Here is a 20,776-nt window from a genome sequence, read left to right on the forward strand (position 1 = left end):
TGGGTCGGCAAGCAGATCGGGCCGATCGCGAAGCCGAAGGACATCCGCTTCGGCGACAACCTGCCGAAGACGCGCTCCGGCAAGATCATGCGGCGCCTGCTGCGCTCGCTCGCGAAGGGCGAGGCGATCACGCAGGATACGTCCACGCTCGAGAATCCGGCCATCCTCGAACAGCTCGCCGAAGTGCGCTGATCGTACCGGTTGCGCATCTCGCGCACGAGCCCCTGCGCGGCAATCCGGATTGCCCGCGCAGGGGCTTTTTGCTACATAACGGCATGACCGTTCCGACCCGTTCGGCGCCTGCTGCGCCACCGCCCGTTCCCGAGCCGCTCGCGCGTGCCCACGCGCGCTACTGGCGCTTCAACGTCGCGCTGATCGCGGTGCTGATGGTGATCGGCTTTTCGGTGTCGTTCATCGTGCCGTTCTTCGGGCCCGCGCTCGCGGGCGTCCGCTTCGCCGGCTTCAGCCTGCCGTTCTATGTCGGCGCGCAGGGTGCGATTCTGGTGTACCTCGTGCTGATCGTCGTCTACATCGGGCTGATGCAGCGCGCGGACCGCATGCTGCGCCGCGCATACGACGATCATGCGGCGCACGCCGGCAATGCGAACGGCGGGCGCTGATTCATGTTGACGCATCGACTGATCCGCGCGTACGCGCTCTACACGCTCGGGTTTCTCGGGTTTGTGCTGCTGATGTGGCGGATCGAGCGCGCGACGGGCTCGGGCGTGTGGATCGGCTACGTGTTCCTGTTCGTGCCGATCGCCGTGTATGCGGTGATCGGTTTGCTGTCGCGCACGTCCGATCTCGTCGAGTACTACGTGGCCGGGCGGCGCGTGCCGTCCGCGTTCAACGGGATGGCGACGGCGGCCGACTGGCTGTCGGCCGCGTCGTTCATCGGCCTGGCCGGGTCGCTTTACGCGACCGGCTACGACGCGCTCGCTTACGTGATGGGCTGGACGGGCGGATTCTGCCTCGTCGCGTTCCTGCTCGCGCCGTATGTGCGCAAGCTCGCACGCTACACGATTCCCGATTTCCTCGGCACGCGCTTCTCGAGCACGGCCGTGCGTGCGCTCGCGGCCGGCGCGGCGATCCTGTGTTCGTTCGTGTACCTGGTCGCGCAGATCCAGGGCATTGGCCTGATCGCGACGCGCTTCATCGGCGTCGATTTCGCGATCGGGATCTTCTGCGGGCTCGCGGGCATTCTCGTGTGCTCGTTTCTCGGCGGGATGCGCGCGGTCACGTGGACGCAGGTCGCGCAGTACATCATCCTGATCAGCGCGATCCTGATTCCGGTGTCGCTGATCGCGATGAAGAACGGGCTCGGCCCGGTGCCGCAGTTCAATTACGGCAAGCTGATGGAGCGCGTCGCGGCGCGCGAGGCGCAGGTGCGCGATGCGTCCGACGAGCAGCAGGTGCGCGATGCGTACCGCCGGCAGGCCGCCGGTATCCAGACGCAGCTCGACCGGCTGCCTTCGTCGTATGCGGACGCGCGCCGGCATCTCGTCGACCAGCTGGCCGACCTGCGGCGCCACAACGGGCCGCTGCGCGAGATCAGCCTGCGCGAGCGCGAGCTGGCCGATTTCCCGCGCGACCCGGCGGCGGCGCGCGTTGCGTGGACGCAGGCGCGCGACGACCTGCTGGCGCGCGCCGAGCCGCCCGTGCCGATGCACGAGCCGTTTCCCGCCGCGAGCGAAGACGAGCGCAAGCCGCGCGAACGCAATTTCCTCGCGCTGCTGCTGTGCCTGTCGCTCGGCACCGCGAGCCTGCCGCACATCCTGACGCGCTACAACACGACCACGTCGGTCGCGTCGGCGCGGCGCTCGGTCGGCTGGACGCTGTTCTTCATTGCGCTGTTCTACCTGAGCGTGCCGGTGCTCGCGGTGCTGATCAAGTACGAGATCCTCGCGAACCTCGTCGGGCGGCCGTTCGCGGAATTGCCGGCGTGGGTTACGCAATGGCACCACTTCGAACCGGACCTCATCAGCGTCGTCGAGGTGATTCGCGACGGCATCGTGCACTGGTCAGAGATCCAGATGCAGCCGGACATGGTCGTGCTGGCCGCGCCGGAGATCGCGGGGTTGCCGTACGTCGTGTCGGGGCTGATCGCGGCCGGTGCGCTGGCCGCGGCGCTGTCGACCGCGGACGGCCTGCTGCTGACGATCGCGAACGCGCTGTCGCACGATGTCTATTACTGCATGGTCGCGCCCGATGCATCGAGCCAGCGGCGCGTGACGATCTCGAAGGTGCTGCTGCTCGGCGTCGCGCTGTTCGCGTCGTATGTCGCGTCGCTCAATACGGGGAAGATCCTGTTTCTCGTCGGTGCCGCGTTTTCGCTGGCGGCATCGAGCTTCTTTCCGGTGCTGGTGCTCGGCGTGTTCTGGAAGCGCACGACGACGCGCGGGGCGATTGCGGGGATGGTGACGGGGTTGGCGGTGTGCGTGTACTACATCGTGTCGACTTATCCGTACTTCACGCAACTGACCGGGTTCGCCGGGCGCACGTGGTTCGGGATCGAGCCGATCAGTTCAGGGGTGTTCGGCGTGCCGGCGGGGTTTGCGGTGGCGATCGCGGTGAGTCTGTGCGACAAGCGGCCGGATGAGTATACGCGGGCGCTGGTGGATTACATTCGGCATCCGTGAGGAGGCCGGGCGTGCCGGCGCTCCAAATGAAAAGCCCCTGATTTCGCGGGAAATCAGGGGCTTCATGGAATCTGGCGGAGAGAGGGGGATTCGAACCCCCGATAGGCGATTAACCTATACACGCTTTCCAGGCGTGCGACTTAAACCACTCATCCATCTCTCCGGAAGACCGAGAGTATAGCAAACTCTGGCGGCAGCCCGCCACTCCCTTCCGCTTGCGTCAAAAATCCGTCGCCGTCGACAGCCACACCGACCGCGGATCGACCTGCGTCAGATATCCGCCGACCGGAACAGCGGCGGCGCCAGGCCCGCGTTGTGCGCGGGGGGCGGTGCGACTTTGACGGGTAGCGGCGCCCAACTGCCGAGCGGGCGTCGGGACGAACATGCGATCATGCGAGTCCGCATTCGTCGCAACAAACCGTACGCATCGGCCGGGGCCAATCCTGACGATGCCGGCCGGCCCCACTGCCGTTTTCAAAAGGAACGCCACGCCATGCCGCTCTCCACCTTGCTCGCATTCGCCCTGATCCTGTCCGTCGGCGTCGCGACGCCCGGCCCGACGGTGCTGCTCGCGATGAGCAACGGCTCGCGGTACGGATTGCGCCACGCGATGGTCGGCATGCTCGGCGCCGTCACGGCCGACGTCGTGCTCGTCGCGCTGGTCGGGTTCGGCCTCGGTGTGCTGCTCGATGCGTCGGAAACGGCATTCGTGACGCTGAAGCTGCTCGGCGCGGCGTGGCTTGCGTACGTCGGCATCCGGATGCTGATGTCGAGCGGTGGCTCCACGGTCCAACAGGCAGACGTATCCGCGACGCCCGAGCGCCGGACCGCCTTCCTGAAGAGCTTTTTCGTCGCGATGAGCAACCCGAAGTACTACCTGTTCATGTCCGCGCTGCTGCCGCAGTTCGTCGACCGGTCGCACGCAATCGCGCCGCAGTACGCGATTCTCGCCGCGACGATCGTCGCGATCGACGTCATCGGGATGACCGGTTACGCGCTGCTGGGCGTGCATTCGGTCCGCGTGTGGAAAGCAGCCGGGGAGAAGTGGCTGAATCGCATCAGCGGGTCGCTGCTGCTGATGCTCGCGGGGTACGTCGCGTTGTACCGGAAGGCCGCGCACTGAAGCGGCGATGCCAAAAGGAAGTGGCACGCCGACACCGGTGCGACGATGAAGGCGGTCGATCGCTTCGCGCTCGAGACGCACGACGGGCCGTATGAGACGTGGCCGTCGCGTACGCGGGTGCTTGTCGATGGCGTGTGTTCCGCGCTCGCCGTTTCCGGCTACGTGCTGCTGCGCCAGTTCGAGACGCCGGCCGCGTATCTGCTCGTCACCGACTACGACTGCCCGTTCGAGGAGGCCGTTACGTTCACGCTCGTGTCGAAGGAGTCGCTGAAGGTGCGCGCGCGGCGCACGGTCGGCGCGATGTATGCGTCGTGTCATCTGGACGACCTGATCTGGGCCGACGACCGCCATTTCAGCGCGACGTTCGTTGCTATCGACGGGCGATGGGATTTCACGATTCGTGATCTGGCGGTGCCGTTCGTCTTGCCCGCATTGAGCATGCGGCACGTACGGGGATGACACCGGACGACGGTCGGGTACCGCTGGAGGGTGGAGCCGATTCGAAAGAATGTGAATATTCGAATCCGGTCGGTCGCTTTGCAAAAAGGATTCTAAATCCTGACAAAAAACCATCATCAACCTGACAAATTTGCTATGCTCGCCGAAAACCAGACGGGCGGCACTCCCAGGACGGACCAGCGGGCGTGATTGCTCGCCGAACAACGAAGTCAAACAAAATCCTGAGAGTCACGCTGTGAATACAGCCGAATTGCTACGCACGTTTGCGTCCGGGGTGGTCGATCAGAACAATCGGCCGGTTCGCATGAACTGGGGGGCCGCACAGAAGACGCTCGAGCAGGTGCTTGCGCTCCAGTACGCCGATATCCGCGAAGGGTTGATGACGGGCATCGAGGGGCATCTGACCTGCGTGTCGGCACGGGCCGATCTTCCGATCCGCAGCCTCATCGGGCTGCCGGTCTCCGTCGAGATGACGACCGATCGCGGGCGTCTCCACACCATCAACGGCATCGTCACCGACGTCCGTACCGGACAGTCGGACGGTTCGCTGACCTGTTACCAGTTGACGATTCGCGATGTGCTGTCGGTGATGGAGCGACGAACCAATTCCCGATTGTTCCGCACCAAGAACCTGCCCGACATTCTGGGCGTGCTGCTTCAGGAGTGGCGCCAGCGCAGTTCGGCGCTGGCGGGCGCATTCGAATTCGACCTGTCCGGCCTGCAAGCCGAGCGTTACCCGGCGCGTGAACTCACGCGGCAGGTCAACGAGTCGGACGCGCACTTCATCCGGCGGCTGCTGCGACGGGAGGGGGCGACCGTATTCGTCAAGGCCGGCAAGGCCGGCGAGCGGGTGAGCGGCAACGCGCACGACACGCCGGTTCATACGCTCGTCTTTGTCGACGACTCGATGAAGTTGCCCGAGACGGTTGCCGGTACCGTTCGCTATCACCGCGACGCGGCCACTGAAGAGCGCGACTCGATCACGCTTTGGGCGACGAGCCGTAGCCTGATCCCGGGCAAGATCGTCCGGCCGACATGGGATTACAAGACCGGCCGGATGTCGCAAACGGAACAGGCGACGATCGTCGACCAGGGCGACGGCGGCAACAATCTCGGGCATTTGCTGGCCGATGCCGTCATCGATATCCCGCACGCGGGGGATTCGTCGTCCGATCTCGACCGGATCGGCAAGGACCGCATGCTTGCGCACGAACTGCGTGCGGAATCCGTCGACGGCGTGAGCAATGTGCGCGACCTGGCCGTCGGCCATTGGTTTGCGCTTGCCGAGCATCCGCTGCTCGATACCTTGCCGGCCGAACAGCGGCAGTTCGTCGTCACATCGCTTCATCATCGCGTGCGGAACAACCTGCCGAAGGAACTGAACGAGCGCGCGCAGTCGCTGTTCGCGGCGAGCCGCGTGCTGTTCAATGCCGTGCCGACCAACGTGAGCAGCCCGTCAGGCGATGAAAGCGACAGGCGCTACGAGAACACCTTCTCCTGCGTGCGGCGCGGCGTGCCGCTGACGCCTGCCTACGACCCCCACGTCGACCTGCCGCCCGTCCATCCGATGACGGCCGTCGTCGTCGGCCCGGAGGGCGAGGAGGTGTTCTGCGATGAAATGGGCCGCATCCGTGTGCGGATCCAGGGGCTGAGCGCGGACGATCATGCGCACGCACAGGGTGCCGGCACGAGCGGCACGCCGTCCGACAGTGCGCCGGTGCGCGTCGCCTGCGCACTCGCCGGGCCGAATTTCGGCGCGAATACGTTGCCGCGCGTTGGCATGGAGGTGCTGATCGGTCATATCGGCGGCGATCCGGACCGGCTCGTCGTGATGGGCGTGCTGGCCAACGGGCCCAACATGCCGGCGACCTTCAGCCATACCGGCGCGCTGCCGGGCAACCGCTACCTGTCGGGCACGAAGACGAAGGAAATCAAGGGGCAGCGGTACAACCAGATCCGCTTCGACGATACGCCCGGGCAGATCAGCAGTCAGCTGGCGAGCGAGCATGCGTACAGTCAGTTGAACCTCGGCTATCTGACGCAGCCGCGCGACAACGGGCAGGGCGCGGCGCGCGGCGAGGGCGCCGAGCTGCGCAGCGATGCGCACGTGGCGATTCGCAGCGGCAAGGCGATGCTGATTTCGGCGTGGGAGCGGCTGCGCGCGAGCGACGGCCACCTTGCGCGGGACGAGTATCTGCAACTGATGCAGGAATGCGTCGAACTGTTCAAGAGCCTCGGCGACTATGCGGGCCAGCACCAGGGCGTCGCGCCGGACACGCAGCCGCACGATGCACTCATGACCACGGTGAAAGGCTGGCCGAACGGCGGGGAGTCCGGCGGCGGTGAGTCGTCAGGCGCGTCGATGGCCGCGATCGGCATCACCGCGCCGGCCGGCATCAGCATGGCGACGCCGAAGACCGTCACGACCCATGCGGGCGGCAATGTCGATGTCGTCGCGCAGAACCACCTGCAGTATACGAGTGGTCAGCGGATCAACCTGCAGGCCGGGCATGGCGTGGCGATGTTCGCGCACAGCGAAGGCGTGTCGGCAATCGCCAACCGGGGGAAGGTGGCGCTGCAGAGCCAGAACGACGATACGCAGATCGATTCGGCGAAGAATATCCAGATGACGGCGGGGGGCGGAAAGCTCGCGGGCATGGCCAGCGAGCAGGTCGTGTTCGTGACGTCGGGCGGCGCGTATCTGAAGCTGCATGGCGGCGATATCGAGCTCGGGTGTCCGGGGAGTTTCACCGTCAAGTCCGCGTCGCATACGTGGGCCGGGCCGGCGAGCATGAGCGCCGACTTTCCGAAGTTCGACCAAGGCTCGTTGGGGCGCGTGCCGAAGTTGGTCCGGGCCACTGACGGGCAGCCGGTCGAGGGCATGGAAGCCGAAGTGCGAAAGGCGTCGGGAGAGTTGATCAAGGGGAAGACCGATGCGCAAGGCAAGCTGGCGCCGGTCAGCAGCGATCAGTTCGAACAATTGGCGGTTCGCTTTTTCAAGTCGAGAACCTGAGCTGAGTCTTCAAGAAAAACAACATGTTCAACTACAACTTTGCGCAGAACCCGGGCGGGCAAACGTCGACGGACGACCCGTCGCAGACTTCGGTGGGCGGTGGACTGGGGACGACGCTGTTCAATCGCAACGACCTCGAATGCGTGATGCAGATGCCGCTGCCGGGCGTCGTCATTTTCGTGCACGGGGTGAATTCCGAGGGCGAATGGTTCAAGGACGCCGAGCAGGGGCTGTGTGACGGATTGAACCGGCGCATGGGGCGATATGACGATCAGTTGTTCCATTGCGGGCCGGTGGCCGGGCAGATGACGCCGGTCAGCTATATCGAAAGCCTGACGCCGGATGGGTTCCTGAATCCGGAAATGTCGTCGAAGACGTACATCAAGCCCGATCCGTCCTTTTCGCCCGTCATCCACTTCCGGTGGGGCTATGCCGCCAACGCAGTGGAGCTGAAGGAGTATGGCGACAAGATCATGCTCAACGAGAAGAATTACTGGGGTGGCGGCCCGTTCGCGGGCGGGTGTTCGAGTCTGCCGGATCTGTGGAACGACGGGTTGAACGATCGGCTCTTTCTGTGGCTGACCGTTCAGCACATGAATGGCATCGGCAATCGAAAAATCTACTCCACGCCACCGCGCACTTACGGCGTGCTTGGCGCCCTGCGGCTGGCACGCTTGGTCGAGTCGATCCGCAAGCGACAGGCCGACGCGCCGATCACGATCGTTTGCCACAGCCAGGGAAACATGATCGGCCTTGCCGCTGCATTTCTTGGAGACCGCTTGCCCGAGGTGACGGATCAATGGGGCAAGAAAGGGCGCTGCGTCGCAGATACCTATGTTCTCGCCAATCCCCCGTACAGTCTCGTCGAGGCCAACATGACCGACTCATGGGCCCAGCGTGGGGTGCGCGACAAAAACGGGCACGTGGGGCGCGAGACCTATGTCGCGCGTAAGGAAACGCTGAGGGAGTACTTCGATATCCTGCGTGCCCGGGCCGAGCTGGAGATGCCCGCGGAGGATCTCGATCGCGCGATGGAAAACGCGAGACCGTCGAAGAACGGGGGCAAACCGTATAGCGCAGCCAAGGACCGGGAGGCGCACGGGTTGTACCAGAAAAACACTTACGGGAGAGTGACGCTGTACTGCTGCCCGCACGATCAGGTCATTTCCGCCTTGACCGTTCAGGGAATCGGCTGGCGCGGGATGAGTGTCGATGAAATCAGTGCGACGAACGCGTGGGGCGTTTTTTCGCAACGCGTGTTTGCATCGAATTACGAGGTGGGCGGCGAGAACAAGCTCTACCGGTATTGGCAGGATGACTGGCGCAAGGACAAGAATCAGAAGGAAGGTTTCTGGTATCCGCCATCACCGCCTGCGCGGTATGGTCTTGGACGAGGTGTTCATTCTAATGGATGGTGGCTCCCGCAGTTTTTCACGATTGCCACGAGCCCCGTCCTCTACCTGTTCAATTTGACGAACATGGCGGTCAATGCCGATCCACCCAAAGACTGGGAAATCCCGATTACGGCACCGATGCTCGACAAGGAGACTCGCTTCCTTCCGCAGGCGTTCCGCTATGGCAAACCATCGGGCGCTTGCGATGCGCAAGGGAAACCGATTGAGGAAGGGCGCTTCAACGAGGGTTACGATCCACCGTCGGCTGGGCGTGACGCCAACAAGGAAAACAAGCGGGATGACGATCCATACGACAACTTCGACGCCAAGTCGGAAAAGTTCGCGACCGAGGGTGACGCGCTGAAAGCGCAGGGCGATGCCGCATCCGAAGCTGCGCAGCGATACGAGGATCATTCCATTCTCCGGATGGAAGCGAGAAGGTCCGGAAATCGTCGCTGGGTCGACAAGGAAGGAAATGTGATCGGGGAGGACAATCCGGAGGCAGCGAGTGCTGACTATACCGAATGGCGGAACAACGAGATATTCCAGATTCTGAACGGCGGGGACAAGAATAACCCCACTAACCATTCGACCATCATGACCAACAAGGATCATGCTGAAAAGGCGTTGGCTTATGATGTGGCAATTGGGCTTTGCTATTTGACTGAAGATGATTTCAAATATATCAGAATTCAAGCTGATTGGAGATTTGCCAGTGATTCCAAGTCGGGTGATCCTAATTTCCATTTGATGAATTATATAAATACTGGCAAGCACGGCGATCTATTTTTGCCTGACTGGGTTAAAAAGGACGAAGGTGCCGCGATGCCGGGGAAAATTTATGATGAGCGAGATGGCGGCTTTTTCATGAAGTTGGGAGGTATTTTATGAGGGCGGTCATCGCGACCTGGCCGCGTCGAGTCGGAGTTGCGAGCCTCGCGTTGTTTTTTGCTTTAGGGGCATCGTTTTTGATATTGATTTCGTCTGGCAAGCCGGCAGGGGAGTTATTGGGTATGGGTAATCTGATGAAACGATTGGTGCTGGTCCCGGGGCTCGTGGCAATCATGGTATTTGCGTTCGCAACACTGATTGCTGCTCCTCGCGCGATGGCCGCCTCATCGGCCGATAAGGCAGTCCCGATAGCTGGGACCAGTTCATCCAAGCCTTTCGTTGCGCAGGTTGTAGGGCTTGGATGGATGAATCCCCTCCAACGCAGGGACTACCCTACCGAGTGGCAAATATTGTGGACACTTGGGCTGGTCAAGCCAAATGTCAACGATGATATGGTTAGAACGAATCCGAAGAAATATTCGACGTTGCAGGCAATTTCCATCGTTGCGGATGGTAACGGAGGAAGTGAATCATTTGCTGGATTTTATGGGAAATATGTCGATAAATTATTGCTGCTCTTCCGGGTTCCATATTTTACGGGCGAAGATTATTTTTACACCGTGAGCTCGGATGACAAAAGAAAGTGGCGTGAGTTGGCTGGCATGCATGTGGAGTTGGCTATTCCTTCCGAACGAATTGAGCCTGCATCGGCTGCGTCATATCTGCGCAATCACATTGTCAATATATTCGAAATCGGCAACCCGGCTGCAAAGAATCTATGGAGCCGCGACACACCGCCCGATGTGCACGTGACGACGGGGCACGGCAATGCCGGCTTCACATCGCTGAACGCCGCGCTGGACTATCTCGCTATGCATCCTGACAAGAGTGCATGGGTGATGAACTGGGATGCACCGAGTTTCCCGCCGAACGACGAACAGATCAACGAGAACATGGTGGTGCTGTTCCTTGCCGGCCCGGATCTGAAGACCGAGCGCGATCCGCTGGCGTGGATCGGTAAAGCCGCTCGAAGCAACGTCAAGGATTTTGAGGCCAAGCAAGGTGCGAGCCGCGCGGTGCAGGCATGGAAGTCGACGATCGATACGGCTGCGAGTAACGCAGGCGTGCCGGTGTCGTCATTGAATTACATCGTGCACGACGCGGGCAAGGGCAGCGATGCTGCGTCGACACGCATTGCGTCGCTGTCGCAGACGCTGACGGAAGTCCTGCCGGAATACGATTTCCGTACGCAGACCTTCAATACGTCGGCGTTGCTCGGTGACATGGGGGCTGGCGCAGCGCTGACCGATGTGGTGCTGGCAATCGGCCGAGCGAATCACCTCGGTGGAAATGTGCTCGTAGCTGGAACGTCCGACGCCGAGCACCCGACAGCGGTGGTTGTGGTCGCGCCTTCGAAACTGACGCCGATCGATGCAACTAAGAACTGGTTTCGCGCACGCGGCGGAAACAACGCCTATCTGCCTTGGTGGGGACGTCGTCACGATGCGAGTCCTACGACTCAAGGCTACTCAAAATAAGGAGCGCGCATGCGCGGAATCATTCGAGTCGGCGACGCAACGAGCCACGGCGGGCAGGTCGTAACCGGCAGCGCGGTCAGCGAAGTGATGGGACGGCCGGTTGCGCGGCTCGGTGATACGTGTGTCTGTCCGATCACGGGCCATCAGGCCTGCTTTATCGCCGAAGGCGATCCGCAGGTCATCGTCGACGGCAAACCCGCTGCATTCGATGGGCACAAGACCTCGTGTGGCGCGACGCTGATTTCGAGTCTGGCGTCGTCCGGGCGGGAATGAATTGCTGAACCGGCGCTCTGGATCGGCCGGTTCGATCGGGATATTCATGAACGGCTTCATGCTTGCCAGACGTATCGGGTGCGTCCCGATCGTCGTAGCGACACTCTTGTCGGGCTCGCCATTGCGGGCTGAGACGCGCGCCGCATCGACGCAATCCGTCGAAGGTGCGTCCGCCGCGCCGTTTGTTGCTCAAGTCGTCGGACTTGAATGGCTCAATCCGCTGCAGCGTCGTGACTATCCGACCGAGTGGCAATTGCTGTGGACGCTCGGGTTGGTGAAACCGAATGCCAACGACGACATGGTTCGCACAAACCCAAAAAAATACTCGACCTTGCAGGCGGTTTCCATCGTCGCCGATGGGCGGTGGGGGCGTGAGTCGTTCGTGGGTTTCTATAAAAAATATGTACGCGAACTTCTCGTGTTGTTTCGGACGCGCTACGTGATGAACCCCGATTATTTTTACACCATCGGCTCGAAGTACAAGCGAGAGTGGCGTGAACTTGCCGGGGTGCGTGTCGAACTCGCACTTCCTGCCGGCCGGCTCGACCCAGAAGGCGCCGGAGCGTTCTTGCGTGACGAGATGGTAAATATGTATGAAATCGGCAACCCCTCCGCAAAAAATCTATGGATCCACGACACGCCGCCCGATGTGCACGTGACGTCGGGTCGGGAGAATGCCGGCTTCACGTCGCTGAACGCCGCGCTGGACTACCTCGCTGCGCACCCCGACAAAAGCGCATGGGTGATGAACTGGGACGCACCAGGTTTTCCCCCGCAGGACGAACAGATCAACGAGAACATGGTGGTGTTGTTCCTCGCCGGCCCCGATCTGAAGACCGAGCGCGAACCGTTGGCATGGATCGGCAAGGCGTCGCAAGGCAGCGTCCAGGCTTTCGACGCAAAGCAAGGCGGGAGCCGCGCGGTGCACGCATGGAAGTCGACGATCGATGCGGCGGCAGGCAACGCGGGCGTCACGGCCTCGTCGCTGAACTACGTTGTCCACGATGCGGGCAAGGGCAGCGCGGTCGCTTCGGCAAGGGCTGCGTCCCTTTCACAAGGCCTCGCGGAAGCCGTGCCGGAAAGCGACCTCCGCGGCGAAACCTTCAATACGACGGCACTGCTCGGTGACATGGGTGCCGGTTCAGCGTTGACCAATGTGGCACTCGCGATCGGCCGCGCGAATCACCTCGGTGGAAACGTGCTCGTGGCGGGAACGACCGACGCCGAGCATCCGACGGCAGCGGTGGTGGTCGCGCCATCGAAGCTGACACCGATCGATGCCGGCAAGAACTGGTTCCGCGCACGCGGCGAAAACAACGCGTACTTGCCGTGGTGGGGCCGCCGTCACGATGCGCGTCCAGCGTCGCAAGGCTATTCGGAGTAGGACCTCGCGCAGGCGACTGCGGCAATACATTGCATGTCCGCCCGTCAAGCATCGGCGGATGCACCGCCGACGGTGCGTTGCGACGACACCCTCCCGGCATTAAGCAATCTGTAACAATCAGCGGAATAGCGAGAAGCAAATTCTTTCAAAATACTTTCGATTGTTCGTTGCCGGCACCTGCCCGGAAATCCGGAATCTCGCTCCATCAAGGCATTTGCACCCGCGCCACCAAAAGCGGCATCGGGATTTTTCTCGTATACATTACATATCGTATGGAAAATGAAAGATTTACTCGGCTTGACGTGCCGCACCGTCGCCATTTATTGTCCGTCTGCCGCCCGTGAGAGAGCACGACGGCAATCGCGGAAGCGCGCGTTGCGCGCACGCCAACACGTAGCAAAAAGCAGAAAAGGAAACGTGGTAGCCACATGAAGCCGCTATTCGACGACAAGAAATCCGATGCGGTCAGCGATCGTCCTTCCATTCCGTCTTCGTCACCCGTCGCGGTGCCTGCCGCCGTCGCCAACGTCGTCGTACCGGCCGCCCAGCCGACGGAGCACGCGCGCCTGATCACCGTCGACGAGATCGACCAGCTCGGCGCGACGCAGGGCACGCGGATCGCCGCCTTTTCCCAGCAGATTCTCGCGAGCGTCCGCGCGTCGGATGCCGACCAGTTCGGCGACAAGCTCAACGAACTGATCGCGACCGCGAAGGGGCTGGACCCGCGCGGCGCCGACAAGGGCGGGCTGCTCACGCAGGTCACGCGGCTGTTCCGCTCGACCAAGGAGAAGCTGCTGTCGCAATACGAGTCGGTGAGCAAGCGGATGGACACGCTCGTCGTCGAGCTCGAAAACCATGCGCAGCGCCAGAAGGCCGGCATCGACGAGCTCGAGCGGATGTACAACGACAACTACGCGCTGCACCAGGAGCTTGCGCAGTCGAAGGCGCATGGCGAAACGGCACTCGCCACGTTGCGCGCGCACCTCGCGGCCGGCCAGCAGCCGGCGGACGACGCGTTCGCCGCGCAGCGCCTGCTCGACGTGAAGCGCAAGGTCGACGCGCTCGAAAGCAAGCTCGACGACCTCGACCGCGCGATGCTGATGTCGAAGCAGCTCGCGCCGCAGATCCGGATGGAGCAGGACCAGAAACGCACGCTGACGTCGAAGTTCATGACGATCAAGACCGTGCTGATCCCCGCGTGGACCAACGCGTTCGCGCTCTACCTCGAACAGCTCAGCACGAAGCGCGCGGCGGCACTCGCGAATGCGACGTACGACGCGGCCGACGAGGCGATCCGCGCGCAGGCCGACCTGAACCGCCAGAACGCGCAGGAAGTCGCGAAGCTCGGCCAGCGTCCGGTGATCTCGACCGACACGTTCGAATACGCGCAGCAGCAGCTGTTCGGCGCGTTCGACGACATCACGCAGATCATCGCCGACGGCCGCCGCCAGCGCGAACAGGACGCGCCGCGCCTGCGCCAGCTCGAACAGGACCTGATCACCCGATTCGCTCCGAAGCAGAACTGATAACCAAGAGAACCGAGAGAACACCGCATGATTACGCTTGAGAAACGCGCGGCGAAGGTCGCGATCGTCCTCGAAAAACGCCAGATCCTGAAGCCGCCCGTCGTGCGCGTCGGCGCGGCGCTCGACATCTCCGGTTCGGCGAAGCCGCTGTACCAGTCGGGCGTGATCCAGGAGACGCACGACCGGATCCTCGGCATCGCATTGAAGTTCGACGACAACGGCGAAGTCGACACGTGGACCTTCACCGAAGGCTACGACCGCCTGCCGACCGCGACGCCGGACAACTACGGCTCGTACATCTCCGATCACGTGCTCGACGCGCGGATCGAGAAGTGGGGCGGCACGCAGTATGCGCCGGTGATGAACGACATCGTCGACTTCTTCTTCCGCGCGCCGGAGCCGAAGCGCGAAGCCAGGCGCGGCTTCCTGAGCCGGCTGTTCGGCAGTGCGGACGACACGTCCGCGCCGGCCGCCTCCGCACCGGCGAACGGCCATCTGCCCGCGTGGGTGCTGTTCGTCACCGACGGCCAGAACCCGAAGAACGACCGCAAGCGCGTGCGCCAGCTGCTGGCCGAGTCGCAGCATTTCCCGTTGTACTGGTCGCTGGTCGGCGTCGGCGATCCGAGCGAATTCGGCTTCCTCGCGGAAATCGCGGGCGAAATGCCGAACGTCGGCTTCCTGCATCTCGAATCGCTGAATATCAGCGACGAACAGATCTACGAACAGCTGATCACGCAGGAATTCTGCGACTGGGTGCGCGCGAAGTAAGCGCGGCCCGTACGCCCCTTTTTCTGAACTCGATTACCCCCATCATGTTGAAAGACTTCAAGATCCCGTTGTCGCTCACGGCGCTCGCGCTGATCGCGGCCTATCTCCTCGGCGGCGTGAAGGACATGCTGATCGTCGCGGTCCTGTGCGTGCTCGAAATTTCGCTGTCGCTCGACAACGCGGTCGTCAACGCCTCGGTGCTCAAGAACTGGTCGGAGAAGTGGCGCAACCGCTTCATGGTGTTCGGCCTGCCGGTCGCGGTGTTCGGCATGCGGCTCGTGTTCCCGCTGCTGATCGTCGCGGTGATCGGCCACATCGGCCTGTGGGACGCGTTGACGCTCGCGATCGAATCGCCGGACAAGTACGCGGCGGTGCTGACGTCCGCACATCACGAGGTGTCGGCGTTCGGCGGTGCGTTCCTGCTGATGGTGTTCTTCAAGTTCATGCTCGACACCGAGAAGGACGAGCACTGGATCGGCTTCCTCGAAGGCCCGATGCGCCATCTCGGCCGCATCACCGCGCTGGAAGTGGCGCTGACGCTCGCGATCGTGATCGTCGCGTCGTTCTACGTGCCGGCGGCCGAGCAGGTCAGCTTCCTGCTCGCGGGCGCGTTCGGCGTGATCGGCTTCGTGATCGCGCACGGCGTGGGCGACCTGGTCGGCGGTGAGGACACGGGCACGCGCGTGGTGCGCGAAGGCGTCGCGGGTTTCATGTATCTGGAAGTGCTCGATTCGTCGTTCAGCTTCGACGGCGTGATCGGCGCGTTCGCACTGTCGAACAACATCTTCCTGATCGCGCTCGGCCTCGGCGTCGGCGCGGCCTACATCCGGGAAATGACGCTGGTGCTGCTGAAGAAGGGCACGCTCGCGCAGTACCGCTTTCTCGAGCACGGCGCGTTCTGGGCGATCGGTGCACTCGCGACGATCATGTTCCTGGGCGTGAAGTTCGAGGTGCCCGAAGTCGTCACCGGCCTGATCGGCGCGGCGATGATCGCCGCGGCCGTGTGGTCGTCGATCGTCGTGCAACGCCGGGAAGACCGCACCGCGGTCGCCGGCAAATAAGCGCGGTCACGCGCGGCACGAAAGCCATCAACGAAGGGCCGCACCGGGCGGCCCGGCATTGCCGCCGGCGCAACGGCGGTTCCAGCAGAAGAGGTTCAGATGATCAATTTGTCGAAAGGCGGTCGCGTCAACCTGTCGAAGGAGGCGCCCGGCACGCAGAAATTCCGCATCGGTCTTGGTTGGGACGCGAACGCGACGGACACGGGCACGGACTTCGATCTCGACGTGTCGGTGTTCCTGTGCAAGTACGACGAACAGAGCAATCCGAAGCTGATCTCGGATCAGCACTTCGTGTTCTACAACAGCGAAGTGCGCACGATGGAGCGCAAGGAAACCTTCATCCAGCCGGGCGACGCTTTCCCGAAGCGCGGGATGCCGGCGTCGAAGTGCCTGGGCGTCGTGCATAGCGGCGACAACCGCACGGGCAGCGGCGCCGGCGACGACGAAGTGATCTTCATCGACATGACGAAGCTCGCGGCCGACATCGAGGAAATCTCGGTGGTGGTGACGATCGACCAGGCCGAAGCACGCCGCCAGAATTTCGGGCAGGTGCGCAACAGCTACATCCAGATCGCCGACGAGGTGACGGGCGCGGTGATCGCGAAATACGCGCTCGAGGAAGACTTCTCGATGGAGACGTCGGTGCAGGTCGGCAGCTTCTATCGCCGCGACGGCCACTTCATGTTCAAGGCTGTCGGCGCCGGCTACAACCGCGGCCTCGGCGATTTCGTGCGCGCGTACGGCGGCGCGGTCTGACTGGCGGCAGCCCGGCGTGGGGAGCAGCGCCGCGCCGGGCAGGAAGCAGCGATGACGAATCCGTCCGGCGAGCCGAAGCGGCTCGAGTTCGATACGACGCCCGAGCCCACGCCCGGGCGTCTTGCGTTCGACGCGCCGGCCGCGGCCGGTGCGCCGCCCGTGCGTGCGCCCGAGCGGCCCGCGCCGCAGGCGCTCGACCTCGGGCCGGCGCCCGTGTCAGGGAAAGGCGTTCAGGCGCCGCCCGTCGACGCGATCGGCCGCGCACTGTTCGGCGAATCGAATCATCCGCAGCTCGAAGCCTGCTTCCGCGCCGCGCAGGCCAGCTTCCCGAATCTCTATCCCGACTACGCGCCGCGCATCGAGCGGCACATCCGGCAACTGGTGCCGCTGAAGCTCGCGACGGTCGCGACGATCGGCGACGGCGCGCTGGAAGCGGCCGGCAACCTCGTCGAAGCCGTCGCGGCGACGACGCGCGAATTCAACGAACTTGGCGCAGCCGACATGATGGCCGGCATGCTCGCGCAGGCGACGCGCAAGGCCGGCATGTTCGAACGCTGGTTCGGCGCGGCGTCGGGGCAGGTCGACTACCGCGCGGCGATCGGCGCGCTCAAACAGTCGCTCGGGTTCTTTCCACGCCGTACCGAGGAACTCGCCGCGAAGGTCCGCCATGCGGAAGAAAACCTCGTGGTCGTGCTCGCGGCGCTGAGCGCGGTGTCGGACGTCGTGCGTGCGCCGGACGACGCCGGTGTCGAGCGCACGCTGTTCGACCGCCGCAACATCGTCGGGCAGGCCGTCCAGCAGATCCGGATGCAGCCGGCACAACTGCGCGGGCTCGACGAGCGCGTGACCGATCTGCTGTCGCGCGCCGATCACCTGATGAACGTCGTGTTGCCGGCGGCGCTGGCCGCACGGCCGCAGCGCTGAGCAAACGGCACGGCGGCCGCGGCGCGGCGTCGCGCCGTTTCGCGCGTGGCGCCGCGAGTCTGCTATCTTCCCGGGCATCCCATCGCTTTCCCGCCGATTCTCCATGACTGACCGCATCGTCGCCGCGTTCGATTTCGACGGCACCATCACGACTACCGACAGCTTCCGCCATTTCGTCCGCTACGCGGTCGGCACGCCGCGCTTCGCCTGGGCCGGGCTGCGCGCGCTGCCGTGGATCGTCGCGATGAAGGCCGGGCTGCTGTCGCGCGGCGACGCGAAGGCGAAGTTCGCGTCGTTCGCATTCGGGCCGATCCGCGAGGACGCGCTCGATGCGCAGGCGCGCACGTTCGTCGATACCTATCTGCCGAACCTCGTGCGTCCGGAAATGCTCGAGCGCATTCGCGAGCATCGGGCGCGCGGGCATGAAGTCGTGCTGGTCAGCGCGTCGCCGTCGCTGTATCTGGAGAAGTGGGCGAAGACGGCCGGCTTCGACGCCGTGCTCGCGACGCGGCTCGCGTTCGAGCGCGGCACCTTCGCCGGTCGCCTCGACGGCGAGAACTGCTGGGGGCCGCAGAAAGTGGTGCGGCTGCGCGGGTGGTGGGGCAACCAGCCGCCGAAGCAGCTGTTCGCGTACGGCGACAGCCGCGGCGACAAGGAAATGGCCGAGCTCGCGAACTGGTCGTGGATCCGCGGGCAGGGGCCGATGCCGCCGATCGGCGCTTGATTCAGCGCGTCACGCGTCTGCCGGTGCCTGGCGCGTGCCGCGCTGCGGCCGATCACCGCCCCAGCGATTCGCGCGCGCGAACGTGCCGGTGTCGTTGAAGCGCACGCCGACTTCGCGCAGCGCCGCATGCGCGGTGCGCGCGGTCAGTTGCCGGATGTAGAACGGATCGCGCACCACGAAGTGATGGATCGCGTGCGTGCTGCCGAAATTGAAGCAGAACAGCTGGAACGGCACCATCCACCACGGGTTCAGCACCTGCGTCTGCTGGATCACGTTGCGCGAATCGATGTCGCCGAAGTAATGCATGTTCGAGCTGACGAAGTTGATGCAGAAGCTGCGCAGGAAGTTCGGCCCGAGCCACACCACCGCGAGGAAGTCGACGACGCTCATCGCGCGCACGACGACCGCCGGCACCGTCACCGTATAGCCGAGCGCATGCAGCGCGAACAGGCCGGCGTGATAGACGATGAACGCATGCCACAGCACGTAGTACACGTGACCGACCGGCATGTAAGACGACACCTGTTCGACGCGCAGCTGCAGCCGCTCGGACGGATCCTGCACCGGCTGCGCGGCCACGTACTGCTTCACCTTGCGGCGCATCGCGGCCGGCCGCAGCACGACGGCGAGCATGCCGTCGGCGATCATCAGCAGGCGCTTCACGCCCCAGCGTTCGCCGTTGGTGATGCCGAATTCCTCGAGATCCGATTCGCCGCCCGACACCTTGTGGTGATGCAGGTGCATGCGCCGCCGCGTCCACGGGTTGATCGTGCCGGGCCGCGTGAGCCAGCACAGCGCCATCATCAGGTGATAGGCCCACGGCGTCTTCTTGAAGTACATCAGGTGGATCAGGTCGTGCTCGAGTTCGTGGATCAGCGACGTGACGAACGCGGCGAGCGGCAGCGCGACGTACCACGCGAGCGCGCCGCGCGCATACAGCCACGCGATCGCGAGCATCGCGCTCACCGACACGGCCATCACGGTCGCGCCGACGAGGTTCTGGTTGTCGAGCAGCGGGTAACGCGCGCGGATCGCGTCGCTCGCGGCGTTGACCTCGCGGCGGACGTACGCGACCTTGTCTGCATCGTTTCGAAAGACGGTTCGTGCGGGTTGGCTCATCGACCGGGATCCGTGCGGAAAGAGTAGGGCGCAATGCCGATGTGACAAGCATAGGCGCCCGCCGGACCGCGCGCGAGGGCCGGCGGTGCCAATGACGGTGTCATTTCGGGCCACGTTGGCCGTCCGGCTAGAGTGCCGCCGCGGTGTCATTGCGGGCCAGCGACGCTACAATCCGCCGAAACCGCTCCGGAGTCCGCCGCATGGCCCTGTCCGTCCCGGATGCCGCGCGCCAGCTGAACAAGGCGACGGTGTCGTCCGCGTATGCGCTGTTCATGCTGATGCTGGCCGAGGAGCGCGGCATCGACGGCGGGCGCATTCTCGCCGGCTCGGGCGTCGAGCGCGACCGGCTCGCGCAGCCCGATGCACGCATCACGCCGCTGCAGCAGGCGGCGATCGTGTTCAACCTGCTCGACGCGACGGACGACCCGTCGATCGCGATCGAGATCGGCCTGCGCAGCAGCCTGACAAAAGCGGGGCTGATCGGCTTCGGGCTGATGAGCTGCGCGACGCTCGGCGAGGCGATCGCGCTCGGCATCCGCTACCTGCCGACGCGCGTGCCGTTCTTCTCGGTGCGGCTCGCGCAGCTCGACGGGATCGTCGATATCGACGTGCTCGAAGCGTTTCCGCTTGGGCGGCTGCGCCAGTTCGCGGTCGAGAACTTCCTGGTCGAGACCGCGATCCTGTTCAATTCGCTGCTGTATCCGATGCCGGGCCGCACGCTGCAGTCGCGTGCCGAACTCCATTTCGAATGGTCCGAGCCGCCGTGGTTCGAGCGTTATCGCGCGCGGTTGCCTCGCTGCCATTTCGATGCGAGCGCGAACCGCATCCGCTGCGACGCCGCGCTGCTCGACGAGCCGATCGGCACCGCGAACGCGCAGACCGCGCAGATGATCGTCCAGCAGTGCGAGGCCGAACTCGCGCGGCTCGGCTATGCGGAGAGCATCGTCGAGCGCGTGCGCAACCTGCTGATCTGCGGCGATGGCGGCTATCCGTCGGTCGACGACGTCGCGCGCGAGCTGCACGTGTCGGCGCGCACGCTCAAGCGCAAGCTCGCCGAGTACGGCGCGACCTATTCGGCGCTGCTCGACGAAATCCGGCTGCGCGATGCGCTGCGGCTGCTCGAGGGCACGCGCCTGCCGGTCGACGAGATCGCGGCGCGTGTCGGCTATACGGACCGCGCCAATTTCACGCGCGCATTCAAGCGCTGGACGGGCGTCGCGCCGAGCGAGCGACGCTGAACGCCT

The 20,776-nt window shown here is 64.0% G+C and carries 19 protein-coding genes and 1 tRNA gene; 17 read left to right on the top strand and 3 right to left on the bottom strand.

What is annotated here, in order from left to right:
* The 3 genes from DIE03_RS36050 to DIE03_RS36060 all read left to right on the top strand — a co-directional run.
* Window positions 1-192: AMP-binding enzyme (locus DIE03_RS36050; protein ID WP_148092913.1), on the top strand; the 192-nt coding region annotated here is incomplete at its 5' end.
* A gap of 83 nt (window positions 193-275) precedes the next feature.
* Window positions 276-620: a DUF4212 domain-containing protein gene (locus tag DIE03_RS36055; protein WP_124456858.1), complete on the top strand. Its 345-nt coding sequence runs from the start codon at window positions 276-278 to the stop codon at window positions 618-620.
* Between the two features lie 3 nt (window positions 621-623).
* Entirely contained in the window at window positions 624-2,639 is a 2,016-nt protein-coding gene (locus DIE03_RS36060) for a sodium:solute symporter family protein (protein WP_124456859.1), read from the top strand.
* Between the two features lie 72 nt (window positions 2,640-2,711).
* On the opposite strand, the gene DIE03_RS36065 is transcribed toward DIE03_RS36060, so the two are convergent.
* Window positions 2,712-2,802: transfer RNA gene (locus DIE03_RS36065), tRNA-Ser, on the bottom strand.
* 330 nt (window positions 2,803-3,132) lie between these two features.
* Here DIE03_RS36065 and DIE03_RS36070 point away from each other — a divergent pair.
* The 7 genes from DIE03_RS36070 (at window position 3,133) to DIE03_RS36100 (ending at window position 12,654) form a co-directional block, all read left to right on the top strand.
* Window positions 3,133-3,762 (top strand): LysE family translocator, encoded by a 630-nt coding sequence (locus tag DIE03_RS36070; RefSeq protein ID WP_124456860.1) that lies wholly within the window; start codon window positions 3,133-3,135, stop codon window positions 3,760-3,762.
* Between the two features lie 45 nt (window positions 3,763-3,807).
* Entirely contained in the window at window positions 3,808-4,221 is a 414-nt protein-coding gene (locus tag DIE03_RS36075) for a hypothetical protein (protein ID WP_124456861.1), read from the top strand.
* A 235-nt stretch (window positions 4,222-4,456) separates the two neighbouring features.
* Window positions 4,457-7,234 carry a type VI secretion system Vgr family protein gene (locus DIE03_RS36080; RefSeq protein ID WP_124456862.1) on the top strand — a complete coding sequence of 926 codons (2,778 nt, stop codon included), beginning with the start codon at window positions 4,457-4,459 and terminating at the stop codon, window positions 7,232-7,234.
* A 23-nt stretch (window positions 7,235-7,257) separates the two neighbouring features.
* A complete protein-coding gene (locus DIE03_RS36085; RefSeq protein ID WP_124456863.1) occupies window positions 7,258-9,519 on the top strand; it encodes a hypothetical protein in 2,262 nt (753 codons plus the stop codon).
* Window positions 9,516-10,997: a virulence factor gene (locus tag DIE03_RS36090; protein ID WP_185658298.1), complete on the top strand. Its 1,482-nt coding sequence runs from the start codon at window positions 9,516-9,518 to the stop codon at window positions 10,995-10,997. Before DIE03_RS36085 ends, DIE03_RS36090 begins: the two co-directional genes overlap by 4 nt.
* A gap of 9 nt (window positions 10,998-11,006) precedes the next feature.
* A complete protein-coding gene (locus DIE03_RS36095; RefSeq protein WP_060966367.1) occupies window positions 11,007-11,270 on the top strand; it encodes a PAAR domain-containing protein in 264 nt (87 codons plus the stop codon).
* Between the two features lie 46 nt (window positions 11,271-11,316).
* The gene (locus DIE03_RS36100; RefSeq protein ID WP_124456864.1) at window positions 11,317-12,654 is read left to right on the top strand and encodes a virulence factor; all 1,338 of its coding nucleotides are present in this window, start codon (window positions 11,317-11,319) and stop codon (window positions 12,652-12,654) included.
* Window positions 12,655-12,698: 44 nt separating this feature from the next.
* Here the strand turns inward: DIE03_RS36100 and DIE03_RS36105 are convergent, their stop codons facing one another.
* Complete coding sequence (locus DIE03_RS36105) at window positions 12,699-12,974, bottom strand: hypothetical protein (protein ID WP_124456865.1); 276 nt, start codon at window positions 12,972-12,974, stop codon at window positions 12,699-12,701.
* A 108-nt stretch (window positions 12,975-13,082) separates the two neighbouring features.
* Between DIE03_RS36105 and DIE03_RS36110 the strand changes: the two genes are divergently transcribed.
* From DIE03_RS36110 to DIE03_RS36135, 6 genes are all read left to right on the top strand, one after another.
* Window positions 13,083-14,180: a toxic anion resistance protein gene (locus DIE03_RS36110; protein ID WP_124456866.1), complete on the top strand. Its 1,098-nt coding sequence runs from the start codon at window positions 13,083-13,085 to the stop codon at window positions 14,178-14,180.
* 27 nt (window positions 14,181-14,207) lie between these two features.
* A complete protein-coding gene (locus DIE03_RS36115; RefSeq protein ID WP_124456867.1) occupies window positions 14,208-14,948 on the top strand; it encodes a VWA domain-containing protein in 741 nt (246 codons plus the stop codon).
* A gap of 44 nt (window positions 14,949-14,992) precedes the next feature.
* Entirely contained in the window at window positions 14,993-16,009 is a 1,017-nt protein-coding gene (locus tag DIE03_RS36120; protein WP_124456868.1) for a DUF475 domain-containing protein, read from the top strand.
* Between the two features lie 99 nt (window positions 16,010-16,108).
* Entirely contained in the window at window positions 16,109-16,765 is a 657-nt protein-coding gene (locus DIE03_RS36125; protein WP_124456869.1) for a TerD family protein, read from the top strand.
* 51 nt (window positions 16,766-16,816) lie between these two features.
* Window positions 16,817-17,689 (top strand): hypothetical protein, encoded by an 873-nt coding sequence (locus DIE03_RS36130; protein ID WP_124456870.1) that lies wholly within the window; start codon window positions 16,817-16,819, stop codon window positions 17,687-17,689.
* Between the two features lie 103 nt (window positions 17,690-17,792).
* Window positions 17,793-18,413 (top strand): HAD family hydrolase, encoded by a 621-nt coding sequence (locus DIE03_RS36135; protein WP_124456871.1) that lies wholly within the window; start codon window positions 17,793-17,795, stop codon window positions 18,411-18,413.
* A 9-nt stretch (window positions 18,414-18,422) separates the two neighbouring features.
* Here the strand turns inward: DIE03_RS36135 and DIE03_RS36140 are convergent, their stop codons facing one another.
* Window positions 18,423-19,532 carry a fatty acid desaturase gene (locus tag DIE03_RS36140; RefSeq protein ID WP_124456872.1) on the bottom strand — a complete coding sequence of 370 codons (1,110 nt, stop codon included), beginning with the start codon at window positions 19,530-19,532 and terminating at the stop codon, window positions 18,423-18,425.
* 200 nt (window positions 19,533-19,732) lie between these two features.
* Here DIE03_RS36140 and DIE03_RS36145 point away from each other — a divergent pair, with 200 nt between their 5' ends.
* The gene (locus tag DIE03_RS36145) at window positions 19,733-20,770 is read left to right on the top strand and encodes an AraC family transcriptional regulator (RefSeq protein WP_124456873.1); all 1,038 of its coding nucleotides are present in this window, start codon (window positions 19,733-19,735) and stop codon (window positions 20,768-20,770) included.
* Window positions 20,771-20,776 lie beyond the last annotated feature (6 nt).

The organism is Burkholderia sp. Bp8992, assembly GCF_003853705.1.
In the GTDB taxonomy this organism is placed as follows: Bacteria; Pseudomonadota; Gammaproteobacteria; order Burkholderiales; family Burkholderiaceae; genus Burkholderia.